The following is a 25933-nucleotide window of genomic DNA, read 5'->3' as shown; positions in this document are numbered from 1 at the left end:
GGCCGAAGGCGGCCGGTCCTGCACAATGCCCGGGCGTCGGTCAGAGGCGTGGCTCCGTCGGTACGTAGTACGGGCGGTTGTGGGCGGCCACCGGGGGCGACTGGTGCGTCCAGGCGCCGGCGGCCTGTGGCCCGGTGCCCAGCAGGGTGAGGATGTCGCGGCCGAGGTCGTCGTTGGGAGCGTGTACCGCCAGTCGTGTGCGCTCGGAGTGTTCGGGGGCGGCCAGGTCGTACCAGCGGTAAGGCTGGTAGACGTTCATGGGGCCGGCGAGCAGGCGCCCCTCGCTGTCGGTGCCGTAGCCGGTGATCGGGGCGGAATTCGCGGCGACGGGGGTGAGGCCGTCGAGCTCCGCCGTGATGTCGAGCAGCGGGCCGAGGTCCTTCTCCAGCGTGTCGTCCGGGCCGACCGTGGCCGCCCTGCACCGTACGTTCCAGGTGTCGCCCTCGGGCCCGTTGAGCGACGGCAGTCCGACCTCGAACCGGCCCGGGTACTTGGGTTCGGCGTAGAGCTCGCGCCCGGCCCTGATCGCGAACGGGTTGTCGCAGACGACGTGGAGGCGCGCGATGCCGAGCAGCTTCGTCTGATCCCAGCCCTGCGCGTACTGGGCGTAGGTCAGCCGTGGCAGCCGCCCCTCCGCGGCCGTCGGGAACGCGATGACGTTGAACTCGATCTCCTGGGTGACGCCGCCACCGAAGGCGTACTGCGCGAAGTACAGCTGGTAGTTGAGCGATACCAGCGCTCGTCCGTCCTCGAACTCGGCCGCGGTCAGATCCGGGTGATGCTTGGCGAGCAGCTCGCGGACCGGTCCGGACTCGACCAGCCAGTCGATGCCGACCTGGTGCAACGACCCGTAGTGGAAGGGGAGTCGAAACGGCTCGGGAACAGGCGGAAGGGGCAGGGGGGCGGTCATGCGGAGGCTCCTCGGGTCGGTGATGTCTCGCTGCTCGCGGGGGACGACGGGGGCGAACCGAGGGACGCGGGCCGGTCGCGGGACGCCAGGTCCGCCTCGACGCGCTCCGCGCTGCGCAGGGCGAGCGCGGCCATGGTCAGCGTCGGGTTGGAGGTGGCCACCGAGGGCATGCTGCCGCAGCCGACCGCGTACAGGCCGGGGTGGTCCCAGCAGCGCTGCCAGGCGTCCACCACCGACGTGGCCGGGGAATCGCCCATGATGTGGGTGCCGGCGGCATGGCCGGCCCCGCGGTAGCCGTACGTACGGCCCCCGTGCTCGAAGCGGCCGGGCCAGGCCGCCGCCGGGGCGTAGTCGGTGTGGTCCTCGGCGCCGAGGAGCCCGAAGATCTGGTCCGAGACCGCCCGGGCCGCCGCCATTCCCTCCTTCACGTGCTCGTCGAGGTCGTATGTGACGAGGGGGCGGGGCAGCCCCAGCGGGTCGCGCTCGTACGGGTGGAGGCTGACGCGGTTCGCGGGGTCGGCGCTCTGCTCCATCTCGAACTGGAGGGTGAACTGGCGGCGGATCCGGTCGCCGACCGCCCGCCTCAACTCGGCTCCGAGGAGGCCCCGTTCGTCGAGGAAGTGCTGCACGTCCGTGTCGACGGGTCCCTTCGCCCAGACCCAGCCCCACGTCCCGAACTCGACGCGGAAGGGAGCCCGGAGCCGACGCGCCGGGCCCGCGCGGAAGCCCTCGAAACCGGAGACCGAACCGGGACCCCGGTACGGCCCGGTGTCCTCGGGCAGCAGGCCCCAGGTCAGCAGGACGGGATGGTCCATCAGGTTGCGCCCGACCTGGCCGCTTCCCTCGGCGAGCCCGGAGAGGAGCAGCAGCCGGGCGTTCTCCACGGCGTGCGCGGCGAGGACCACGACATCGGCGTGCGCGACGGACCGCGTCCCGTCGTACGAGCGGTACTCCACGCCCGTGGCACGACCGCTCGCGTCGACGAGGACGCGGCTCACCACCGACCGGTCCCGGAGGGTGACGGTCGTGCTCCACCGTCCCTGCGTCTTGAGCGGAGTGTACTTCGCGTACGAGGGGCAGTGCGGGATGCAGCTCGCGTTGCCCACGCACCGGCTCTCCGGGTCCGGCCGCCCGTGCCGGCCGCGCGGCACGAAGCCACGACCGGCGTCGTAGCGGGGGTCCGGGACGCCGTTGCGCGCGTGCGGGGTGCCGACCACCCTCAGCTCGACCTCGCGCCGGGCCACGGGATCCTTCACGCGCCGCCCGTCGAGGCGGGCGGCGAGGACGCGGTCCAGACGCGCGGCCGGCAGCGGCCGCATGGGGAACACGTAGTCGTCGGGGAAGGGCAGCCCCACGTGCTCGCGCTGCTCGTCGGTGTCGGCGGCCACCCCCAACTCCTCCTCGGCGGCACGGTAGTGGGGTTCCAGCTCGTCGTACGTGAGCGGCCACCGCCGCCCGTACCCGAAGGACTCGGTGTCGAAGTCCTCCGGGAGCATGCGCGGCGCGAGGCCGGTCCAGACGTTGCCGGTGCCGCCGTTCGCGCGGACGTAGCCGCTGGCGTACGGGAGCGGGCCGTCCTGCTGGAGATGGCCGGCCGCCCGGTACCCCGGAGTCCCAACCGTGCCGGCGAGGTCCGTCACCTCGGGCCAAGGGGCTGCGGGATGGGGCCGGAAGGGTGAGCCGGGCACCTTGGCCGAGGCCGCCAGGTAGGTGGTGAGCGGATCGTCGGCAGGTGTGTCGCCGGGGTCCGCCGTGCCCGCCTCCAGGACCAGGACCCGTCGGCCGTGCCCGCCGAGCCGGTGGGCGACGAGCGAGCCCGCGACACCGGCGCCGACGACGATCACGTCGTAGCGCGTCACGGGCCGCTCCATTCGACCGCGCCGCCCGGGCCGGACCGGTCCGCCGCGCCGCCCGGGCCGGACCGCGATACCGCGCCGCCCGGGCCGGACCGGTCTACCGCGCTGCCCGGGCCGGACCGGTCGTGCGCCTCGGCCCAACTTCCGTACCCTCCGGGCCCGGTGGCGGGCGCCCTGAGACCGGCCGCCTTCCACATCAGGCCCTCGGCGTAGGCGCGCGGGGACACCACGAACGGCGATGGGCCCGGCCAACTGCCCGTGTACCAGAGGTACGTCACCGCCCGGGCAGCCGTCCGCAGGTCGCCCTCCAGGGCGCCGCCCTCGTCCTCGCCCGTCTCCTGCAGGAGGCGGGCGTACCTTCGGGTGCCGAGCCGCTCCGCGGCCACCGCGCGGTACACCTCGGTCAGCCCGGTGGCGTCCAGGTCCGCTCTGTCGAAGCCGGTCAGCCGCGCCGAGAGGGCGGTGAAGCGATGTGTCTCGTCTGAGTTGGGCACGCGGGCATCGGTGCCCCACCGCCCACCGGGACATGCGCCGCGCCCCGTGAAGGGCTTGATCCCGCCCCTGGATCACCCGGCTCCGCATGGAGAGCGTGCGGGGCGATGCCCAGAAACCCCGACGGCATCACGTCAACGGGGTGGAGTCATTCGGCTCCTTCGACGGGTGTCACGGCTTCGGGCGCGGGGAGTTCACTGCTGCAGGTCGTCCGGCCGAAGGCGCCGGTGACGGTGGCGCGTTGGACGTGCTTGCCCCGTACGACCAGGGTGCAGCTCGCCGTACCGCCCTTCTCGCCGAGGGTGACGCCGACGGACGGGGACGCTCCGGACGGAAGGCTCACCGTCTTCCGCCACGGCAGGCCGACATGCGCGACGACCACCTGTGCCTCGCCGCCGGCCCCCCGGTAGGAGATGTCGGCCGCGCCCTCGCCGAGCACCTCGTAGGTCACCTCGGCGGTGGGCACCGTCGCCCGCACGTTCGCCGGGGCGTCCTCGGAGCCGAGGACGCCGTAGCCCACGAACGCGCCGCACGCGAGCAGCAGGACAGTGGCGACGGCGATGCCGCTGCGGTCGATACGGCGGTCGGCCGGGCTCCCCGGAACCCCTGTGGTGCCCGGAATTCCGGGCCCTTCCGGTGCTGCCGCTTCTTCGGTCGTCGGCATGTCCGCGCTTTCTGTAGACGCAAATTCGCCTGGGTTATACACCATCGGAATCGACGAATGCCAGGCCGCCGACAAATCAGGCAAGTTGCAGGGGGCGCTGTCAGGTGAACTCTGAAATGCCCTATATGAGCGAACGCTTGACGGAGCATCATGTCTGTGAATAAGAATCACCCCCGCCTTGATCGGCACACCTCTTGTGAGGTCGCTTCCCCCGTGCAGGGACGTGGCCTGGTTTGTCATGCCCCGAGGTGCTCCGGTCGAGGTCGGGTCCACCGCGACCGACGAGGGATCCTCCCCCGTCGGCGCGTTGGTGAGCTCCACTCCGCGTACGCGCGCGAGGGGAGCAGAGGAAGGGATTCGCGTGAAATTCAGGTACGGGCGGGCGATAGCCTGCCTCGTGGTTTCGGCTGTCGCCGGCTCCATGCTGCCACAAGTCGCTTATGCGGCGCCGGTTTCACCTGATGACGGCGAGGGCATTGTCGATGCCTTCGCCGGCTGGTTCTCGGAAGACGAACCCGAAGGACCGGAACAGCCCTCGACCGGTGGTACTCCGGTGCTTCCGAGCCGGGAGAGGCTGCCGAAGGGCAAGGCGGCCGCGAAGCCGAAGCGCGTCGGGGAGCTGACGAGCAGGCGCACGGCCAACGCCCGGTACTGGCAGCTGTCCGACGGCCGGGTGCAGGCCGAGGTGTCGGCCGTACCGACGGGCTACCGGGCGGGGAAGTCCTGGAAGGACATCGACCCGACGGTCACCCCGACCGACGCCAAGGGCTTCGCGTTCACCAACGCGACCAACGCGGCCCGCAGTTGGTTCGGCACTGACCCGAGCGGCCTCCTTCGCTTCGAGGCCGGCGGTCACGCGGTGACGCTCGGCCTCCAGGGCGCTGCCGGGCTCGCCCCGGTGGCCCAGGGCGACACCGTGACCTACAAGGACGCAGTCCACGGCGCCGACCTGTCGTACCAGGTGGGTCCGGGGCGGGTGAAGGAGAACATCGTCCTCGACCGGAAGCCCGCGGGCCCGGTCTCCTTCACGTTCACCCTGGACGCGGGCGGCCTGACGCCGAAGTCCGGCAAGGACGGCTCGGTCCTCTTCTACGGTGAGGGCGCGGATCCGGTCCTGGTGATCCCGGCCGCGTTCATGACGGACGCGAAGAAGGACGCCCGCTCGCCGTACGGACTCGCGTACAGCGACAAGGTCACCCAGAAGCTGACCAGGGCCGGCAAGGGCTGGAAGCTGACCGTCACCCCGGACGCGGCATGGCTGGCCGCGCCCGAGCGGCAGTACCCGGTCACCGTCGACCCGACGATCTCGATCGCCCCTACGCCGACGACGGCGCAGGACGTGATGATCTCGTCGGACGGTCCGACGACGAACTACAACGACAACTGGCGTCTTTCGGTCGGCAACACCAGCACCGGCACCTCCCGTGCCCTGCTGCGGTTCCCGCTGACCGGCGTCCCGGCCGGCACCAAGCTGGACTCGGCCGATCTGAAGCTGTACTACGACCAGACGCACACCACGGGTGACACCGAGGTCCAGTTGGAGGCGCACCGCGCCACGCAGGCCTGGACCGAGGAACAGGCCACGTGGAACAGTGCCGACGCGATCACCGGCGAGCTCTCGGGCACGGCGGTCGTGGTGGACGACGGCGACGCCGGACGGACGGCCGCCGTCGGTGCCTGGCCGGCCTCGGGGAACACGGCGTACACGCAGTACGCGGTGAACCAGGACTACCTGTACAACAAGGACTCGGTCGCCGGTGACACGTACACCTGGCAGCCGAACCTCCCCGAGGACGGCACGTACCAGGTCGAGGCGCACAACATCCCGGCCTCGGACCGTGCCACGAACGCCCCGTACACCATCACGTACGACGGTGGCAGCAAGGCGTACACCGTCGACCAGCAGGCCGGTACGGCCGGTGTGTGGAAGACGCTGGGGTCCCACCCGTTCAAGGCGGGCACCCTGGGCAAGATCGTCCTGGGGGACGGTCCCGCGTCGACGGCCACGTCGGTGATCGCGGACGCGGTTCGCTTCACCAAGGGCGGCGTCGTCACCAAGCAGCCGGGCGAGCTGAACACCTGGCACACCTTCCCGGTGACCAAGACCGTCCAGTCCTGGATCGACGGCGCGAACAGCAACCACGGTTTCGTCATCAAGGCCGGCGACGAGAGCGCCAACGGCCCCAAGGGCGGCCCGCGGTACGAGGGCAGCGAGTTCGGGTACGGCGGTGAGACCGCCAACTACCCGCGTCTGGTCATGACGTTCGGCCGTCAGGGCGTGGACCTGGCGGCCCCGACGGTGATCCACGACACGGGTGCGGAGCTCTCCTGGTCGGCGTACCAGGAGAAGGACCCGATCGGCACCGGCGACGACATCGTCGAGTACCAGGTCCACCGGTCCATCAACCAGACGTTCACGCCGTCCGCGGTCACGCTCGTCTCGCCCGTCGCGTCGACGGTGACGTCGTTCACGGACACCACGGGTGTCCCGACGAAGGCCGACGACCCCGATCCGTTCGGGCGCGCGTACTACTACATGGTCGCGGTCAAGACGAAGGACGGGCAGGTCGTCGCCGCCCCGACCCAGCTCGTACGGCTGCCGAAGGCCGGCCGTACGACGAAGGTCCTCGACGCGACGCAGGACACCACCCTGTCCTCGGCCCGTACGACGCTCACGCACGACACGATCGACGACGGCGGCCCGAAGAACTGGCTCAGCGTCGGCAACAACTCGGCGACGTACGGCGACACCCGCGCGCTGCTGAAGTTCCCGGCCCTCGGCATCCCCGCCACGGCGCGGGTGCTGGACGCGAACGTGCGGCTCTGGAGCACCCAGACCGCGCAGGACACCGGCGGGGCCATCTACGAACTGCGGCCGCTGACACGCGACTTCGACGAGTCCACGGCGACCTGGGTCAAGGCGACCGCCACCACGAACTGGACCACCGCGGGTGGTGACCTCGGAGCGGTGGCGGCCGACACCGGGGTGAAGACCAACGACCCGGCCCGGCACGACTGGAACGTCACCTCGCTGGCCCAGTCCTGGGTGACCACCCCCGCCTCCCAGCAGGGCGTGGCCATCAGGATGGCCGACGAGACCGCCGCGCAGGAGCGGACCCTGTTCCTGTCCTCCGAGGGCACCGAGCAGCGCCTCCGCCCGAGGATCGTCGTCACGTACATCGACTCCACCACCGAGTCGACCTACTACGCGCCGCAGACGCCGGCGCGGATGACCCCGAACACCGACTACACCGTCGACTTCACCCTCAGCAACACCACCGCGTCGACGTGGAACGCCGCCGACCAGGTCCTCACCTACACGTGGGCCCTGCCGGACGGCACCGACGTCACCAACGGCGGCAACCAGGTCCGGACCGCGCTGCCGTCGAACGTCGCGCCCGGTGGCTCGGTCGGCCTGCAGGCGACGGTGAAGACGCCGATCAACTCGGACAACGGCAACAAGCGCACCGACTACGTCCTGACCTGGGACGTCTACAACAAGACGGCCGGCACATGGGCCTCGGGCACCGCGGGCATCCCCGGCCTGAAGCAGAACGTGGCGGTGGAGGACCCGACCTCCAACCAGCTCGGCATGGAGAAGTTCTACGTCTACACGGGCAAGAACACCGGTGCCGGCTCGAACGTCATGAACAACCTGGCGTCCGGCAACACCGTCTGGCAGTACAACGCGTTCACCAACCCGGGCCGCGGCGTCACCACCTTCGCCCGGTTCGCCTACAACAGCCTGGACACCTCGGACACGGTCTCCGGGCCCGGCTGGTCCTTCCAGGCCGCCGGACCCGTCCGGCTCGGCGCGCCGCTGGAGTTCCACCCCAAGCCGCACCCGACCGAGATCAAGCTCCCGGACGGCGACGGCACGACCCATGTCTTCCGTGAGCAGGCCGACGGCTCCTGGAAGGCCCCGGCGGGCGTCCACTACAAGCTGACGGCCAAGCCCGGTCTGGACTGCACGCCACTGAAGGACCCGGTCCCCGACGCCTGGACGATGACGCGTCCGGACGGCACGCGCTTCGTGTTCGGCTGTGACGGCTACATGACGTCGCTGGTCGAGAAGAACGGCAACACGCAGACGTACACGTACGAGGAACGCAAGTCCAACAACAAGCCGACCAAGTTCCTCAGGTACATCACCGACCCGGCGGGCCGCCAGTCGCTGACGGTCGAGTACTACTCCAAGGCCGACGGCAACAACCCGAAGATCATCGACCACATCAAGTCGCTGACCGACATCTCGGGCCGCAAGGTCACCTTCGAGTACTCCGACAAGGGCCTGCTCACCAAGATCACCGACGGCGCCGGGTCCACCCAGCCGAAGGTCTTCGGCTTCGAGTACGACGCCACCCAGGGCAACAAGAACGTCAAGCTCGTCAAGGCCACCGACCCGCGCGGCAACGCCACGTCGCTCGTGTACAACTTCCCGCAGACCGGGGACGACCCGAAGTACCACTGGTGGACGAAGACGATCACCGACCGTCTCCAGGGCGCCACGGGCTTCACGTACGCCGTGAACGCCGGCAACCCCAAGTTCACCGACACCAGGGTCACCGACGCGGAGTCGCGTGCCACCGACTACGTGACCGACGACTTCGGCCGCGCCGTCCAGTCGACGAACGCCAAGTCGCAGTCGATGAAGCTGTCGTGGGACGCGGACAACAACGTCACGTACTCGGAGGAGAACAACGGCGCCAAGACCGCGTACTGCTACGACCAGAAGACGGGCCACCCGCTCTGGAAGCGCGACGCGGAGAACAACAAGGCGGGTGTGCCGCCCACTTCGGACTGCGCCCCGGGCGTCTACCCGGCGAACTCCTCCCGGTACGTGTACCAGACCCGTGCCGACGGCTACTCGGCCGATCTCTTCACCAAGAGCTCTCCCGAGGGCCGGAAGTGGCAGTTCGGCTACGACACCTTCGGCAACCTGAAGACCGTCACCGACCCCAAGGGCGTCGCCACCACCACCGTCGCCGGTGACTACACCACCTCGTACGAGTACGACGCGTACGGCCAGCTGACCAGGGCGACCGACGCCAACGGCAACGCGGACACGAACAGCGACTTCGGGCCCACGGGCTTCCCGAGGACGATGACGGACGCGCTGAACAAGTCGTCGACGTTCGTCTACGACGAGCGCGGCCAGGTCACCGAGGTGACCGACGCGCTGGGCAAGAAGATCACGCAGACGTACGACACCTTCGGCCGTCCGCTGGTCAAGACCGAGCCCAAGGACCAGGCCACCGGTGACCTGATCTCCGCTCCGGCGCCCGTGTACGACGCCAACGACAACGTCACCACGTCGACGGCGCCCACCGGCGCGGTGTCCACCGCGGTGTACGACGCGACCGACCAGATGACCTCGGCGACCGCGCCGAAGTACACCACGTCGTCGGACGAGCGGCGGACCACCTACACCTACGACAAGGTCGGCAACCTCAGGACGACGACCGAGCCGAAGGGCACACTGACCACGGCGGACGCGACGGACTTCGTCACGACCAACTACTACAACGAGATCTACCAGCTCACCTCCGTCACCAACGCGAACGGCGACAGGGTCAGCTACGAGTACGACAACGTCGGCAACACCACCAAGGTCGTCGACCCGAAGAAGAACGCCACGGCCGACACTTCCGACTACAGCTCCCTGTCCGCCTACGACCTGAACCACCGGGTCACCACGGCCACGGACGCCGCCAGCAAGACCTCCAGGAAGGCCTACGACAAGGACTCCCTGGTCGTCTCCACGACGGACGCCGAGAACAACACCACCCTCGTCAGCTACGACGAGCGCGGCAAGCAGACCGAGGTCAGGATCCCGCGCAGCGGCACCTCGCCGATCACCTACCGCACCACCCGGTACGAGTACGACCAGGTCGGCAACACGACCAAGGTCATCACCCCGCGTGCCGTCGAGGCGGGGACGACCACGGCGTTCACCGCCCGCACCGAGTACGACGCGCTGAACCGGCCCAAGCGCCAGTACCAGCCGTACGACCCGGCGGACGCCCGCCACAACGACCCCGACGTCTACACCGAGACCGTGTACGACGCCGTGGGCCGGGTCGCCAAGACCTCCATGCCGCCCTCGGAGGGCCAGACGGTCCGGAACGACGCCGTCTTCGCGTACTTCGACAACGGCTGGACGAAGAGCTCCACGGATCCGTGGGACATCGCCACCACCTACGACTACAACGACGCGGGCCAGCAGACGGCCAGGACCCTGACGTCGGCGGGCGGCTCCTCCAACCGCACGATGACGTGGTCGTTCTACCCCGACGGCAAGGTCAGGTCCCGCTCCGACGACGGTGTTCCGGTGGGCAGGTCGGTGGTCCTGGTGGACAACTCCGACACCCAGCACACCTCCTCCACGGGCACCTGGGCCACCGGGAACATCACCGGGCAGCAGGGCTACGACCACCGCACCCACGCGGCCGGCGCGGGCACGGACGCCTTCACGTGGACGCTCGACATCCCCAAGGACGGCACGTACACCGCGTACGTGAAGTACCCGAAGGTGACGGGTGCCGCGACCACCGCGAAGTACACGCTCAGCCATGGCACGACCACCGAACCGGCGATCACCAAGGACCAGAACGCCGGCAGCGGTACCTGGGTCAGCCTCGGCAACTACGCCCTCAAGCAGGGCGAGGACACCAAGCTGAAGCTGGATCAGAACAGCGCCGGAGTCGTGGTCGCGGACGGGGTCAAGCTGGTCCGTGACAACTCCGCGGAGACCGACACCGAGAAGCGGACCTTCGACTACGCCTACGACGTCAACGGCAACCTGACGTCGATCGGCGACACGTCGTCCGGGGCGAAGATCGACGGCTACGCCATCACCTACACCGGCCTCAACCAGGTCCGGAAGGTGACGGAGTCCCTGTCCGGCACGGAGAAGAAGGCGACGTCGTACACGTACGACGCCAACGGCCAGGCGGAGACGGTCACCCACCCCAGCCAGTTCTCCACGTACACCTACGACCTCCGCGAGAAGGTCAGGACGGTGTCCGTCGGCAAGTCCGCGACGGACGGCTCGCCCAAGGTCACGTCGTACACGTACACGGACCGTGCCCAGAAGCTGAAGGAGACCAAGGCCAACGGCAACACCGTCGACTACACCTACTACCTCGACGGCGCACTGAAGTCGACGACGGAGAAGAAGGCGGACGGCACCACGCTCGTCGCCTCCCACACCTACGCCTACGACGCCAACGGCAACAAGGCGCAGGACGCCGCGAAGAAGATGAACGCCGACAACCGCTCGGCGTACCTCGACTCCACGACCGACTTCACATACGACCCGGCCGACCGGCTGACCAAGTCGGTCAAGACGGGCAACGGCGCAGGCACGGAGACGTACACCCACGACGACAACGCCAACGTCATCAGCCAGACCGTCAAGGGTGTCGGCACCACGTTCCAGTACGACCGGAACAGGCTGCTGACCGCGACGACGGGGGGCGTCGGCGCAAGCTACGCCTACGACCCCTTCGGGCGTCAGCAGTCGGTCAGCTCCGGCGGCAAGGTCATCGAACGGACCGTCTACGACGGCTTCGACCACGTCGTGGAGGCCCAGAAGACGGGCGCCGGCGGCGCGATGAAGTCGACGACGTACACCTTCGACCCGCTGGACCGCACCGCGTCGAAGACGTCGGACGGCAAGACCACCGACTTCGAGTACCTGGGCCTGTCCGGCGAGGTCCTCGACGAGAAGGTCGCCGGCGCGCTCACCAAGTCGTTCCAGTACAGCCCGTGGGGCGAGCGACTGTCGCAGAGCAAGCACAACACGGACGGCACGACCGAGGACGGCTACTACGGCTACAACAGCCACACCGACGTCGAGACGCTGACCGACAAGAACGGCGACGCCAAGGCCACCTACGGCTACACCGCCTACGGCAACAACGACGCCACCGAGTTCACCGGCATCGACAAGCCCGAGGCCGGCCAGCCGGACAAGGAGGAGTACAACCCGTACCGCTTCAACGCCAAGCGCTGGGATGCCCAGTCCGGCACGTACGACATGGGCTTCCGGGACTACAACCCGGGCCTCAACCGCTTCACCAGCCGGGACATGTACAACGGCGCCCTCGCCGACATGAAGCTGGGCGCGGACCCGTACACCAGCAACCGCTACGCCTTCACCGGCGGCAACCCCACCAGCCTCGTCGAGCTGGACGGCCACTTCGTCTTCGCGATCCCGGCCATCTACTGGGCGGGGGCAGCACTCGTCACCGCCCTGTACGCGGCGACTCCGGAGGGCCAGCAGAACCTGGCGGACGCGGGGACGGCCCTGGGCAGCATGCTGATGCCGTCCGCGGACTCGACCAGTTCCAGCGATTCGTCCGACGAACCGCGTCCGGGTCCCACCCCCCAGCCGTCGCCGGGCCCCCAGCCCAGGCCCGCGCCGCGGACCACCGACACCAACAACCCCTCGTGCGACCCGATGCCTCTGATCGACGGAGGACGGGTCTACGGCGGCCTCGAGGAATACACGGATCACCAGGGGAACAAGGGCTGCAGGTCGATCGGTGCCTGGGCGTTCCTCACCAAGGACGACCGCAGGTCGCGCACCGGGGCGGGCGGGCTGCCCAAGTGCCCCGAATGCGAACCGTCCGTGCAGCCGGAGGGAATGGGTGAAATCGCGGCAGGAGGCGGGAACCCGCAGGCAGGCCACCTGATAGGTTACTGGGGGAAGGGCACCGGCCAGGATGTCAAGAACCTGGTGGCTTTGCATGGCAGGGCGAATGCAAGGATGGCCAGCAAGGTCGAATCCTTCGGGTGGAAGCACTTGACCGGGAACAACAAACTGTTCATGTCGGTCGTTCCCGTCTACGGAGATCCACATTCGGCTGTTCCCACCACCGTCCAGGTGGGAATGACCGCATACGGACCTCAGGGCGACATCCAGGAGACCTACTCGTGCACTGTGATCAACTCCCGTACCGGCATCGGTTCGACGTGCTAGAAGGGGCCTAGTGGTGGCAACGCTTGCAGAGATACGAGCCCTGTTGGGTGAACCCCGGTTCAACTGGTCGGATCCGGCTCCATGGATCGAACTGGAGCAGGAACTCGGAATCGAATTCCCTGCGGACTTCCGTGAGTGCGTGGACGCCTACGGTTCGATCTCGATCAACGGGCAGTTGTATCTGAAGCATCCCGCCGGCCATCTTCTGCACAGCCTGGGAAAGAACATCCGAGAGGATCTCGAGTTCTGGCGCGAGGAGGACATGGCCGAGTTCCTGCCCAGTGCGGCAGGGGCGAACCCCGGTGAGTTGATGCCGGTGGCGACGGCCACGACCGGGGAAATGGTTTTCCTTCGCGTCCCCGACGAATCCTCGTCGCCCTGGCGCGTCGTCGTCCAGGAAATGGACAGTCCGTCCTGGACTCTCTACGAGATGACGTTCAGCGAGTGGCTGCTGGCCTATCTCAAGGGGAGGGACGTGACGTTGTGTTCTCGCAACCGCGCGCCTGACGGCCCGTACTACGAGTTCCTGCCCTAGGAACGAGATCGACGAAGCCCCACCCTTCACGGGTGGGGCTTCGTTGCCGTGTGCGCGGGGGCGTGTTACCAAGGGCCATGCCTGCACAAGCCGAAGTCTCCAAGGATGTCTACGACGTCGTCATCGTCGGTGGTGGCCACAACGGGCTCGTCGCCGCCGCCTACCTCGCACGGGCGGGGCGCTCCGTCCTCGTCCTCGAACGCCTCGATGTCACGGGAGGCGCCGCCGTCTCGACCCGGGCGTTCGCGGGTGTGGACGCGCGTCTTTCCCGCTACTCCTACCTCGTCTCGCTGCTGCCGTCGAAGATCGTCGACGACCTCGGGCTGAACTTCGCCGTGCGCAAGCGATCGGTCTCCTCCTACACGCCCACGGTGCGCGACGGCCGCGCCACCGGGCTGTTCGTCGGGGGAGGAGAGGAACGCACCCGCGCCTCCTTCCGGGACCTCACCGGATCCGACACCGAGTACCGGTCATGGCAGGACTTCTACGCCACGACCGCGAACGTGGCCCGCAGCGTCTTCCCCACGCTCACCGAGCCGCTGCCCACCCGGGACGCGCTGCGGGCCCGGGTGGGCGACGCCGCCGCCTGGAACATGCTCTTCGAGCAGCCGCTGGGCGTCACGCTCGAAGAACGGTTCCAGGACGACCTGGTGCGCGGCGTCGTGCTCACCGACGCCCTCATCGGCACCTTCAGCAACGCGCACGACAAGTCCCTCGCCCAGAACATCTGCTTCCTCTACCACGTCATCGGTGGAGGCACGGGAGACTGGGACGTCCCGGTCGGCGGCATGGGGTCCTTCACCGACGCGCTCGCCGGCGCGGCCCGCGCCGCCGGGACCGAGATCGTCACCGGCCACGAAGTGCTCCGCATCGAGCCCGACGACCTGCACTCCGTGGTCACCTACCGCACCGCGTCCGGCGAGGACAGCGTCGCCGCCCGCAAGGTCCTGGTCAACGCCTCCCCCGAGGCCCTCGCCGAACTCGTCGGCGACGAGGCACCGGCCGAGCGGGCGGAAGGCGCCCAGCTCAAGGTCAACATGCTGCTGCGCCGCCTGCCGCGGCTGCGCGACACCTCCGTCGACCCGCGCGAGGCATTCTCCGGCACCTTCCACATCGCCGAGGGATACGGGCAGTTGGAGCAGTCCTACCGGGAGGCCGCCGCGGGTGCGCTGCCGTCCGCGCCGCCCTCGGAGATCTACTGCCACTCGCTCACCGACCCGACCATCCTCTCGCCCGAACTGGTCGAACGCGGCTACCAGACGCTGACGATGTTCGGCCTTCACACGCCCGCGAGGCTGTTCGCCGGCGACAACGCCGCCCAGCGCGAGGCACTGCTCACCTCGGCTCTCGCCGAACTGGACGCCGTACTGGACGAGCCGATCGCCGACTGCCTGGCGCTCGACGGGGACGGCAGGCCCTGCATCGAGGCGAAGACCCCCCTCGACCTGGAGAGCGAGCTTCGGCTGCCCCGCGGCAACATCTTCCACCGATCGCTGGCCTTCCCGTTCGTCGACGAGGCCAGGGGAACCGGGCGTTGGGGCGTCGAGACCGCCCACAGGAACGTCCTGCTCTGCGGCGCGGGCGCGGTGCGCGGCGGCGGGGTGAGCGGCATCCCCGGTCACAACGCGGCCATGGCGGTGCTGGAGCAGTGACTCGGCGCCCCGGGACACCGACCGCCGGGAGACGGCCAGGGCAGAGGGCGGCCAGACGGTCTCCGCTATGGGCGCCGGAGGGGCGAGGACCTCAGCGCCGTGGTCGTGGGGAGGCTTCGCCCGCGTCGCTCAGGACTGCGCCTCCGTGGTGCGTACGAGGTGGCGGGTGTAGGCGTCCGGGGTGAAGAAGAGCGGCAGTTCGGCTGCGAGCGCGGTCCTCTCGAAGAGCTCGCGCACCTCGTCGACGGCGGCCCACGGGTACTCCGCACCGAGCCTGGCCAGTTCCTCGTCAAGTACCCACAGCACCTTCTCGCGGTCGATCACCCGGTGCCGCAGCCACTGCCAGACCTGGACCCGCGCGATCTCCGCGGTGGCCGCGTCCTCCATCAGGCCGCCGAGGGCGACGGCTCCCTGGCCGCGCAGCCAGGCGTCGAAGTAGCGCAGGGCCACCGCGATGTTGGTGCGCACGCCCTCTTCGGTCGGCGGGCCGCTGATCCGTCGTACGGAGAGCAGGTCCGCGGCTGCCACCTGGACGTCCTCGCGGCCGCGGTCGAGCTGGTGCGGGCGGTCGCCGAGTACGCAGTCGAAGACCTCCCGGCAGACCGGGACGAGACCGGGGTGCGCGACCCAGGAGCCGTCGAAGCCGTCCTCGGCCTCCCGCTCCTTGTCGAGCCGGACCTTGGCGAGGGCCGCCTCGTTCGTGGCCGGGTCCTTGCTCGGAACCTGGGCGGCCATGCCGCCGATGGCGTGGGCGCCGCGCCGGTGGCAGGTGCGCACCAGGAGTTCGGTGTACGCGCGCATGAAGGGCGCGGTCATGGTGACCTTCGCCCGGTCGGGCAGCAGGAAGTCGGTGCGGTGGCCGAAGGTCTTGATCAGGCTGAACAGGTAGTCCCAGCGCCCGGCGTTGAGGCCGGAGCTGTGCTCGCGGAGCTCGTAGAGGATCTCCTCCATCTGGAACGCGGCGGTGATCGTCTCGATGAGGACGGTGGCGCGGACGGTGCCCCGGGGGATGCCGAGCAGCTCCTGGGCGAGGACGAACACGTCGTTCCACAGCCGCGCTTCGTAGTGGTTCTCCAGCTTGGGGAGGTAGAAGTACGGGCCGTGCCCGGCATCGATCTGACGCTGCGCGCAGTGGAAGAAGTACAGCCCGAAGTCGACGAGCGAGGCCGGGACCGGGCTTCCGGCGAGCTCCAGGTGCTGCTCGTCGAGGTGCCAGCCGCGCGGCCGGACCACGAGGGTGGCGGGGTTCTCGCCGAGGCGGTACTCCTTTCCCTCCGGTGTCGTGAAGTCGATGCGGCGCTCGATGGCGTCGAGCAGGGTGAGCTGGCCGCCGATGACGTTGTCCCAGGTGGGTGCGGTGGCGTCCTCGAAGTCCGCCATCCACACCTGGGCGCCGGAGTTGAGGGCGTGGACGGCCATGCGCCGGTCGGGCGGGCCGGTGATTTCGACCCGGCGGTCGGTCAGGCCCGGCGCCGGCGGGGCGACCTGCCAGGAAGGGTCGGCGCGGACGGCCGAGGTGGCGACGGGGAAGTCGAGCGGGGAGCCGGTGGCGAGCCGGATGGCCTGCCGGCGGCGCTCCTTCAGGAGCCACTGCCGGCGTTCGCCGAAGGCGGCGGCGAGCCGGCCGACGAAGTCCAGCGCGTCGGGGGTGAGGATCTCGTGGTGGCGGTCACCGGGGGCGGCCAGGACACGGACATGACGGGTCGGGGCGCTGGTGGTCATCGAACTCTCCTGAGCTGCGGGGTGAACGGGGGCGGACGGGGACGGTCGCTCGCCCCCGTTCGGCCGGGGCGCGAGCCGGCCGGGCGCCGGAGGGTCGGCTAGTGGAACTGCTCTTCCTCGGTGGAGCCGGCGAGCGCAGTGGTGGAGGAGGCCGGGTTGACGGCGGTGGAGACGAGGTCGAAGTAGCCGGTGCCGACCTCGCGCTGGTGCCTGACTGCGGTGAAGCCCTGCGCCTGGGCGGCGAACTCCCGCTCCTGGAGGTCCACATAGGCGGTCATGCCGTGTTCGGCGTAGCCGCGGGCGAGGTCGAACATGCCGTGGTTGAGGGAGTGGAAGCCGGCCAGCGTGATGAACTGGAACCGGTAGCCCATCGCGCCCAACTCTCGTTGGAACTTGGCGATCTGGTCGTCGTCGAGCGCGGCCTTCCAGTTGAAGGACGGCGAGCAGTTGTACGCGAGCATCTGGTCCGGGTACTCGGCGTGGATCGCCTCGGCGAACTCGCGGGCCTGAGCGAGGTCCGGGGTGCCGGTCTCGACCCAGATCAGATCGGCGTACGGGGCGTAGGCGAGGCCGCGGGCGATGACCGGGGCCATGCCGTTCTGGACCCGGTAGAAGCCTTCGGCGGTGCGCTCGCCGGTGACGAACTGCGCGTCGCGCTCGTCGACGTCGCTGGTGATGAGGTTGGCGGCGAGGGCGTCCGTGCGGGCGATGATCAGGGTCGGGGTGTCGGCGATGTCGGCGGCGAGGCGGGCCGCGTTCAGGGTGCGGATGTGCTGGGCGGTCGGCACGAGGACCTTGCCGCCGAGGTGTCCGCACTTCTTCTCCGAGGCCAGCTGGTCCTCGTAGTGGATGCCGGCCGCACCGGCCGCGATCATCGCCTTGGTCAGCTCGAAGGCGTTGAGGGGGCCGCCGAAGCCGGCCTCGGCGTCGGCGACGATCGGCGCGAGCCAGTCGATGCCCTCGTCGGCCGAAGCGGTCGAGCCGCCCTCGGCGGTGGCGATCTGGTCGGCCCGCAGCAGCGCGTTGTTGATCCGACGGACCACCTGGGGAACGGAGTTGACCGGGTACAGGCTCTGGTCGGGGTAGGTGTGGCCCGCCTGGTTGGCGTCGGCGGCGACCTGCCAGCCGGAGAGGTAGATCGCCTGGAGACCGGCGCGCACCTGCTGGACGGCCTGCCCGCCGGTCAGCGCGCCCAGGGCGTGGATGTAGTCCTGCTCGTGCAGCTGTCGCCAGAGCCGCTCGGCCCCGCGCCGGGCCAGGGTGTGCTCCTCGCGGACACTGCCGGAGAGCCGTACGACGTCCTCGGCACCGTACGTGCGCTCGATGCCGGCCCAGCGGGGTTCCGCGGCCCAGCGCTCGGCCAGCCGTGCGGCCGCCGTGGATACCGCCGCTGCCGTCGTGTTCGTGTCTGCCATGACCGTCACCGTCTCCATGAGTCGTTCGAGCGGGCCGTGCACGTCAAAGGTGCAAAGGCTTGGCACTGTGTGCCGTTGTTGAGGGGTGCGGCCCGCCGTCCCTCGTGGAGCGAACTGGGCAATCGTGCCGAACCGCCGGCCGATACCCGCCGGGATCACCGACATCAGGGCATGAATCGCGCCCGGTGGTACCGCCGCGCCGCCTGGATCGGCGGGCCGCAGGACGACTCTCCCAATGACACTGGGTGCCATCAAGCAGGGATGATTGCCAACTTCTGCGAATCTTCCCGCGAGGTTTTGCCAAGTCTGCCAAGGCCGGCCCGCGCGGATTCCCGCGTAGGCTGAGGCGACGGACGAGGGGGCCCGGTGAGCAAGACGTATGCGGGAGCGCGGCTGCGGCGGCTGCGCGAGGAGCGGCGGATGAGCCAGGCGGAGCTGGCGCGCGTCCTGGCCATCTCGCCCAGCTACCTGAACCAGATGGAGCACGACTCACGACCGCTGACCGTGCCCGTCCTGCTGCGGCTGACCGAGGCCTTCGGCGTCGACCCCGGCTTCTTCTCGGAGCGCGACACCAGCCGGCTCGTCGCGGATCTGCGCGAGGCGCTGGCCGGGGAGGTCGCCGAGGCCCGGGTCTCCGCCTCCGACCTCGCCGAGCTCGCCTCCCGGATGCCGGCCGTCGCCCAGGTCCTCCTGGACCTCGGCCGCCGTGGGCAGCGGCTCGCCGAGGGCCTGGCCGGGGTGGCGGACGGCCGGGGCGGGGACCGGGGTGGACCGCTCTCCCCGCACGAGGAGATCCGCGAGTTCTTCTACCGCCGCCAGAACTACCTCCACGAGACCGACCTCGCCGCCGAGGAACTGGCCCGCGGCATCGGAATCCGGCCCGGAGAAGTCGTCCGCGCGCTCTCCACCCGGCTGGCGGACCGGCACGGCGTACAGGTCGTCGGAGACTCGGCGGGCGGTTCCGAGCGGCTGCACCACTACGAGGAATCCGGGCGCGTGCTCCACCTCTCCGCGCGGCTGCGGCCCGGCCAGCAGGCGTTCCGGATGGCCACGCAGCTGGCGTTGCTCGAATACGGGGACGAGCTGGACCGGCTTGCCGCGGAGGACTTCCCGGCCGGGTCCACCCCGCACGGCCTGGCCCGGATCGGGATCGCCAACTACTTCGCCGCCGCGCTGATCCTCCCCTACGGGGCCTTCCACAGGGCCGCCGAGGCGTTCCGCTACGACATCGAGCGGCTCATCGACCACTTCGGACTCGGCTACGAGACGGTCTGCCACCGGCTGAGCACCCTCCAACGTCCCAGGCTGCGCGGGGTCCCTTTCTCCTTCGTGCGCGTGGACCGGGCGGGGAACATGTCCAAGCGGCAGTCCGCGACCGGATTCCACTTCTCCCGCGCGGGCGGCACCTGCCCGCTGTGGAACGTGTACGAGGCGTTCGCCGCGCCCGGCCGGATCCACGTCCAGGTCGCGGCCATGCCCGACGGGCAGCGCCACCTCTGGACGGCCCGCGCCGTCACCCGGCACCGGGGCGGCTGGGGCGAGCCGGGCAAGACCTTCGCCATCGGTCTCGGCTGCGAGATCCGCCACGCGTCCCGGCTCGTGTACTCGGACGGGATCGACCTCGACAACGCCGGGGCCGCCACCCCGATCGGCATGGGTTGCCGGCTCTGCGAGCGCCTCGACTGCCCCCAGCGCGCGGTCCCTCCGCTGGGTCGCCCGCTCGCCGTGGACGAGAACACCAGCACGTTCGTCCCGTACCAGGTCGCCGACCGCCGCGTCTGAGACCTCGACGGGGGCGGTGCCGGCCACCGCCCGGACGGCGCGGGGCGCGCCGGAGTGGGGGTGGACTTACCAGGACGTCCAACTATATGTTCGTGAGAAGCCCGCGGTGCAGGGAAGCCGGTGTGAATCCGGCGCGGTCCCGCCACTGTGACCGGGGAGTGTGCTCTTCAGAAGTACAGGCCACTGGCGGAAACCATCCGTCGGGAAGGCCGGAGAGCGCGCGCTGATCCGGGAGTCAGGATACCGGCCGTGGGGTGTTCCGTGTTGTCCACGAGGATGGAGCAGACACGCATGGCACCGGTACGTGACCACGGCCCAGGTGATCCGGCGGAGTACCCGAACGGCGAGGCCCTGTCCCCGCGTTCGTGACTCGACGAGGGCGCCCACGCCTTCCCCTGTCCCGCGGTCGGACCCGCGGTGTGAACTCCCGATCGGTGTCGCACCGTGCTCCTCACCGCGCCTTCCTCGGATCCTCACCTGACGAGAGCAGGCTTCGATGGTCCGCGAACTCACCCATTTCATCGGCGGAAAGCACACCACCGGCACGTCCGGTCTCTTCGCCGACGTGTACGACCCCAACACCGGCGCCGTCCAGGCCAGGGTCCCCCTGGCCGGGCGCGCCGACACCGAGGCGGCGATCGCCGACGCCGAGGAGGCCCAGCGGGAATGGGGCCGATGGAACCCGCAGCGGCGCGCCCGCGTCCTGCTGCGCTTCCTCCAACTCGTCGAGGGCGAACGGGACTCCCTGGCCCGGCTGCTCTCCGCCGAGCACGGCAAGACCGTCGCCGACGCCCACGGCGACCTGCAACGCGGGCTGGAGGTCGTGGAGTTCGCCGCCGGTATCCCGCACCTCCTCAAGGGCGAGTTCACGGACAGCGCCGGCACCGGCATCGACGTCCACTCGCTGCGCAGCCCGCTGGGCGTCGTCGCCGGGATCACCCCCTTCAACTTCCCCGCGATGATCCCGCTGTGGAAGGCCGCACCTGCCCTGGCCTGTGGAAACGCCTTCATCCTCAAGCCGTCGGAGCGCGACCCGTCCGTACCGCTGCGGCTCGCCGAGCTGTTCCTGGAGGCCGGACTGCCGCCCGGCGTGCTCAACGTCGTCAACGGCGGCAGGGAAGCCGTCGACACCCTCCTCGAAGACCCCCGCGTCCAGGCCCTCGGCTTCGTCGGCTCCACCCCGATCGCCGCGCACATCTATGCCACCGCCGCCGCCCACGGCAAGCGCGCCCAATGCTTCGGCGGCGCCAAGAACCACATGATCGTGATGCCCGACGCCGACCTCGACCAGGCCGTCGAGGCGCTGATCGGCGCCGGATACGGCTCCGCAGGCGAGCGCTGCATGGCGATCTCCGTCGCCGTCCCGGTGGGGGAGGAGACCGCCGACGCGCTGGTGGCGAAACTGAAGGAGCGCATCGCGACCCTCCGTATCGGCACCTCCGACGACCCCGACGCCGACTTCGGGCCGCTCGTCGGCCGGGACGCCCTGGAACGGGTGAACGGCTACGTCGGGATCGGTGTCGGCGAGGGCGCCGAACTCGTCGTGGACGGCCGGGGGTTCACCCTCACCGGGCACGAGAACGGCTTCTTCGCCGGGGCGTCGCTCTTCGACCGGGTCACCCCCTCGATGCGGATCTACCAGGAGGAGATCTTCGGCCCCGTCCTGTGCGTCGTACGGGCCGCCGACTACGAGGAGGCCCTGCGGCTGCCCAGCGAGCACCCCTACGGCAACGGTGTCGCCATCTTCACCCGCGACGGCGACACCGCCCGCGACTTCACCCGCCGCGTCAACACCGGCATGGTCGGCGTCAACGTCCCCATCCCGGTCCCCGTGGCCTACCACACCTTCGGCGGCTGGAAGCGCTCCGGATTCGGCGACCTGAACCAGCACGGCCCCGACGCCGTCCGCTTCTACACCCGCACCAAGACCGTCACCTCGCGCTGGCCCTCCGGGGTCAAGGAAGGCGCGAGCTTCACCATCCCGACGATGGGATGAGCGCCGTGACCACCCTCACCGAGGACCAGCTCGCCCTCGCCGAAGTCACCCTCGACTTCGCCCAGGAACAGCTCGCCCCGCACGCCGTGACCTGGGACCAGGACAAGCACTTCCCCGTCGACGTCATCCGCAGAGCCGCCTCGCTCGGCCTCGGCGGAGTCTACGTACGGGAGGAACACGGAGGCTCCGGACTCACCCGGGCCGACGGCGTCCTCGTCTTCGAGACCCTGGCGACCGGCTGCCCCTCGATCGCCGGCTACCTCTCCATCCACAACATGGTCGCCTGGATGATCGACCGGTACGGGGACCATGCCCAGCGCGCCCGCCGGCTGCCCGGCCTCTGCTCCGCCGAGACCCTGGGCAGCTACTGCCTCACCGAACCCGGCGCGGGCTCGGACGCCGCCGCGCTGCGCACCCGCGCCGAGCGGGACGGCGACCACTACGTCCTGACCGGCGTGAAGCAGTTCATCTCCGGCGCGGGCGTCTCCGACGTGTACCTCGTCCTGGCCCGCACCGGCGCGGACGGCCCCCGCGGGATCTCCGCCTTCATCATCGAGCGGGGTGACCCGGGAGTCTCCTTCGGCGGGAACGAGCGCAAGATGGGCTGGAACGCGCAGCCGACCCGCCAGGTCGTCCTCGACGGGGTACGGATCCCCGCCGACCGTCGCCTGGGTGCGGAGGGCGACGGCTTCCGCATCGCCATGCACGGCCTCAACGGCGGCCGCCTCGGCATCGCGGCCTGCTCCCTCGGCGGAGCCCAGAGCGCCCTCGACCGCAGCCTCACCCATCTCTCCGACCGCGAGGCCTTCGGCGGCCGACTGCTCGACGCCCAGGCCCTCCAGTTCCGGCTGGCCGACATGGCCACCGAGCTGACCGCCGCCCGCGCGCTCGTCCGACAGGCGGCCGAGGCCCTCGACCGGGGAGACCCGCGGGCGGCCCAACTCTGCGCCATGGCCAAGCGGTTCGCCACGGACACCGGGTTCTCCGTCGCCGACCGGGCACTGCAGCTGCACGGCGGATACGGCTACCTCAGCGAGTACGGCATCGAGAAGATCGTCCGCGACCTGCGGGTCCACCGGATCCTGGAAGGGACCAACGAGATCATGAACGTCATCGTCGCCCGCGGCCTGACGGAGCACCTCCGATGACCGGGGACGAGGAGGTCATCGTCCGTACCGAAGGGCGGACGGGCCGGCTGATCCTCAACCGCCCCAAGGCCCTGAACGCGCTCAGCCATCGCATGGTGCTGCGGATCGAGGAGGCCCTCACCGTCTGGCGGGACGATCCCACGATCGAGACCGTCGTGATCTCCGGTGCGGGGGAGCGCGGTCTGTGCGCCGGCGGCGACATCCGCGCCATCCACGAGGACGCCCGGGCCGGTGGCACGGAATCCGCCGACTTCTGGCGGGACGAGTACCGGCTCAACGCCCTGATCGCCCGCTATCCCAAGCCGTACGTCGCCCTCATGGACGGCATCGTGATGGGCGGCGGGGTCGGGGTCTCGGCCCACGGCACCGTACGGATCGTCACCGAGCGCTCCCGGGTCGCCATGCCCGAGACCGGCATCGGCTTCGTCCCCGATGTCGGCGGCACCTATCTCCTGGCCCTGGCGCCCGGCGAGCTGGGGACCCACCTGGCGCTGACAGGGGCGGCCGTCGGCGCCGCCGACGCCATGCTCTGCGGCCTCGCCGACCACTTCGTGCCGGCCGAGCGGCTCGACCGGTTGACGGCAGGGTTCGCGCAGGCGTCCGTACACGACGCCCTGGCCGCGCAGGTCGGCCAGGCACCGCCCGGTCGACTGGCCGCCCACCGCGAGTGGATCGACCACTGCTACGCCGCCGACACGGTCGAGCAGATCGTGGACCGGCTCCTCACCGCGGACGTGCCGGCCGCTGAGGAGGCGGCCGCCACCCTGGCCGCCAAGTCCCCGACGGCGCTCAAGGTCACCCTCACCGCGCTGCGCCGAGCCCGCGGGCTCGGCCCGTTGGAGCGGGTCCTCGAACAGGAGTACCGAGTCTCCTGCGCGGCGCTGAACTCGCCCGACCTCGTCGAGGGCATCAGGGCCCAGGTCATCGACAAGGACCGCGATCCCCGCTGGTCGCCCGCCGCGCTCGCCGACGTCACCGGAGAGGACGTGGCCCGGTACTTCGCCCCGCTCGGCGCCGACCGTGAACTGCGGCTTCCCGCCGTCACCGACTCGTTCCAGGAGGTGCCCTGGTGACCACCGTCATCGCCTTCATGGGCCTCGGCCACATGGGCGGCCCGATGGCCGCCAACCTGGCCGCCGCCGGCCACCGGGTCCTCGGCTACGACCTCGTCCCCGACGCGCTGGCGACGGCCTCGGCAGCCGGGGTGGAGGCGGCCGAGTCCGCCGTCGCGGCGGCCGCCGAAGCGGACGTGGTGATCACCATGCTGCCCGCGGGCCGCCATGTCCTCGCCCTCTACCGGGACGAGGGCCTCCTCGCGGCCGCGAAGCCCGGCACGCTGTTCATCGACTGCTCCACCATCGACGTGGCCGACGCGCGGGCCGCCCACGACGCGGCCGCAGCAGCCGGACACCGGGCTCTGGACGCCCCCGTCTCGGGCGGCGTCATGGGAGCCGAGGCCGCCACCCTCACGTTCATGGCGGGAGGCGGCGAAGCCGAATTCGCCGAGGCCGAACCGCTGTTGGCCGTCATGGGACGACGGGCCGTGCACTGCGGAGAAGCGGGCGCCGGCCAGGCCGCCAAGATCTGCAACAACATGATCCTCGCCATCTCGATGATCGCCGTCAGCGAGGCCTTCGTCCTCGGCGAGAGCCTCGGCCTGTCCCACCAGGCGCTCTACGACGTCGCCTCCACCGCCTCCGGCCAGTGCTGGGCACTGACCACCAACTGCCCGGTCCCCGGGCCCGTTCCGGCCAGCCCCGCCAACCGGGACTACCGGCCCGGGTTCGCGGCGCCGCTGATGGCCAAGGATGTGGGACTCGCCGCCGACGCACTGCGCGCCGGCGGCATCCACGGTGGACTCGGCCTGCGCGCCGCCGAGATGTACGCGGCGTTCGCCGAAGGATCCGGAGCGGCCCAGGACTTCTCCGGCATCGTCCGGGTCCTGCGCGACGGGGCCGCCGAAACACCGAAGGGAACGGCCACCGCATGACCGGGACCGACTACGAGACGATCACCGTCGAGCGTACGGGCGGCCGTGCGGCTCTGCTCACACTCGACCGGCCGAAGGCGCTCAACGCCCTCAACCTCCAGGTCATGAACGAGGTCGTGAGCGCCACCGCGGCCCTCGACCGTGACCCGGACGTCGGGTGCATCGTCCTCACCGGCTCCCCGAAGGCCTTCGCGGCCGGCGCGGACATCAAGGAGATGCAGCCGCAGGGATACCTGGACATGTACCTCACCGACTGGTTCACCGCCTGGGACCGGCTCGGCGACCTCCGCACCCCCACGGTCGCCGCCGTCTCCGGCTACGCCCTGGGCGGCGGCTGCGAGTTGGCCATGCTCTGCGACATCCTCCTCGCCTCCGACACCGCCGTCTTCGGCCAGCCCGAGATCAGACTGGGCGTGATCCCGGGCATCGGCGGCTCCCAGCGCCTCACCCGGGCCGTCGGCAAGGCCAAGGCCATGGAGCTGTGCCTGACGGGCCGCACCATGGACGCCGTCGAGGCCGAACGGGCGGGCCTGGTCTCCCGTGTCGTCCCGGCCGACGACCTCCTCTCCGAGGCCCTCGCGGTGGCCGAGACCGTCGCAGGGATGTCGAAGCCGGTCGCCATGATGGCCAAGGAGGCCGTCAACCGCGCCTTCGAGACGACCCTGGCCGAGGGCGTCCGTTTTGAACGCCGCCTGTTCCACGCGGTGTTCGCCACGGCCGACCAGAAGGAGGGCATGTCCGCCTTCGTGAACAAGCGGCCCCCGCACTTCACCCACCGCTGACCC

15 protein-coding genes and 1 riboswitch are annotated in these 25933 nt (G+C 70.2%); of the genes, 9 read left to right on the top strand and 6 right to left on the bottom strand.

The features are described from left to right. Positions 1 to 40: 40 nt before the first annotated feature. From OG462_RS07435 to OG462_RS07420, 4 genes are all read right to left on the bottom strand, one after another. Positions 41 to 910 carry a hypothetical protein gene (locus OG462_RS07435; RefSeq protein ID WP_406055658.1) on the bottom strand — a complete coding sequence of 290 codons (870 nt, stop codon included), beginning with the start codon at positions 908 to 910 and terminating at the stop codon, positions 41 to 43. Next, positions 907 to 2769, bottom strand: coding sequence for a GMC family oxidoreductase (locus tag OG462_RS07430; RefSeq protein ID WP_406055656.1), 1863 nt, complete (start codon positions 2767 to 2769; stop codon positions 907 to 909). Before OG462_RS07430 ends, OG462_RS07435 begins: the two co-directional genes overlap by 4 nt. Beyond that, positions 2766 to 3260 carry a hypothetical protein gene (locus OG462_RS07425; RefSeq protein ID WP_406055654.1) on the bottom strand — a complete coding sequence of 165 codons (495 nt, stop codon included), beginning with the start codon at positions 3258 to 3260 and terminating at the stop codon, positions 2766 to 2768. The genes OG462_RS07430 and OG462_RS07425 overlap by 4 nt, the downstream gene beginning before the upstream one ends. Before the next feature lie 146 nt (positions 3261 to 3406). Further along, the gene (locus tag OG462_RS07420) at positions 3407 to 3922 is read right to left on the bottom strand and encodes a hypothetical protein (protein WP_406055652.1); all 516 of its coding nucleotides are present in this window, start codon (positions 3920 to 3922) and stop codon (positions 3407 to 3409) included. 421 nt (positions 3923 to 4343) lie between these two features. Here OG462_RS07420 and OG462_RS07415 point away from each other — a divergent pair, with 421 nt between their 5' ends. From OG462_RS07415 to OG462_RS07405, 3 genes are all read left to right on the top strand, one after another. Continuing rightward, positions 4344 to 12908 (top strand): DNRLRE domain-containing protein, encoded by an 8565-nt coding sequence (locus OG462_RS07415; RefSeq protein ID WP_406055650.1) that lies wholly within the window; start codon positions 4344 to 4346, stop codon positions 12906 to 12908. Positions 12909 to 12921: 13 nt separating this feature from the next. Then, complete coding sequence (locus tag OG462_RS07410) at positions 12922 to 13443, top strand: SMI1/KNR4 family protein (protein ID WP_406055648.1); 522 nt, start codon at positions 12922 to 12924, stop codon at positions 13441 to 13443. Positions 13444 to 13520: 77 nt separating this feature from the next. Then, positions 13521 to 15095 carry a phytoene desaturase family protein gene (locus OG462_RS07405; RefSeq protein ID WP_406055646.1) on the top strand — a complete coding sequence of 525 codons (1575 nt, stop codon included), beginning with the start codon at positions 13521 to 13523 and terminating at the stop codon, positions 15093 to 15095. Between the two features lie 129 nt (positions 15096 to 15224). Here OG462_RS07405 and aceB read toward each other — a convergent pair whose 3' ends face one another. Both aceB and aceA read right to left on the bottom strand, forming a co-directional pair. After that, on the bottom strand, positions 15225 to 16817 hold the full coding sequence (gene aceB, locus OG462_RS07400) for a malate synthase A (protein ID WP_406055644.1): 1593 nt from the start codon (positions 16815 to 16817) through the stop codon (positions 15225 to 15227). 98 nt (positions 16818 to 16915) lie between these two features. Further along, positions 16916 to 18232 (bottom strand): isocitrate lyase, encoded by a 1317-nt coding sequence (gene aceA / locus OG462_RS07395; protein ID WP_406055642.1) that lies wholly within the window; start codon positions 18230 to 18232, stop codon positions 16916 to 16918. Between the two features lie 366 nt (positions 18233 to 18598). Here aceA and OG462_RS07390 point away from each other — a divergent pair, with 366 nt between their 5' ends. The 6 genes from OG462_RS07390 to OG462_RS07365 all read left to right on the top strand — a co-directional run bounded on the left by OG462_RS07390 (position 18599) and on the right by OG462_RS07365 (position 25930). Continuing rightward, on the top strand, positions 18599 to 20014 hold the full coding sequence (locus OG462_RS07390; RefSeq protein WP_406055640.1) for a short-chain fatty acyl-CoA regulator family protein: 1416 nt from the start codon (positions 18599 to 18601) through the stop codon (positions 20012 to 20014). An 87-nt stretch (positions 20015 to 20101) separates the two neighbouring features. Next, positions 20102 to 20281: riboswitch (cobalamin riboswitch) on the top strand. Between the two features lie 229 nt (positions 20282 to 20510). Continuing rightward, positions 20511 to 22010, top strand: a complete 1500-nt coding sequence (locus OG462_RS07385; RefSeq protein WP_406055638.1) for a CoA-acylating methylmalonate-semialdehyde dehydrogenase — start codon at positions 20511 to 20513, stop codon at positions 22008 to 22010. Further along, entirely contained in the window at positions 22007 to 23158 is a 1152-nt protein-coding gene (locus OG462_RS07380; RefSeq protein ID WP_406055636.1) for an acyl-CoA dehydrogenase family protein, read from the top strand. Before OG462_RS07385 ends, OG462_RS07380 begins: the two co-directional genes overlap by 4 nt. Further along, positions 23155 to 24231 carry an enoyl-CoA hydratase/isomerase family protein gene (locus tag OG462_RS07375; protein WP_406055634.1) on the top strand — a complete coding sequence of 359 codons (1077 nt, stop codon included), beginning with the start codon at positions 23155 to 23157 and terminating at the stop codon, positions 24229 to 24231. The genes OG462_RS07380 and OG462_RS07375 overlap by 4 nt, the downstream gene beginning before the upstream one ends. After that, entirely contained in the window at positions 24228 to 25148 is a 921-nt protein-coding gene (gene mmsB, locus OG462_RS07370; RefSeq protein ID WP_406055632.1) for a 3-hydroxyisobutyrate dehydrogenase, read from the top strand. Before OG462_RS07375 ends, mmsB begins: the two co-directional genes overlap by 4 nt. Further along, entirely contained in the window at positions 25145 to 25930 is a 786-nt protein-coding gene (locus OG462_RS07365) for an enoyl-CoA hydratase (protein WP_406055630.1), read from the top strand. The genes mmsB and OG462_RS07365 overlap by 4 nt, the downstream gene beginning before the upstream one ends. Positions 25931 to 25933 lie beyond the last annotated feature (3 nt).

Source organism: Streptomyces sp. NBC_01077 (genome assembly GCF_045162855.1).
Lineage (GTDB): Bacteria > Actinomycetota > Actinomycetes > Streptomycetales > Streptomycetaceae > Streptomyces.
The sequence above is the reverse complement of the archived record's forward strand: the minus strand, read 5'-3'. Positions and strand labels throughout refer to the sequence as shown.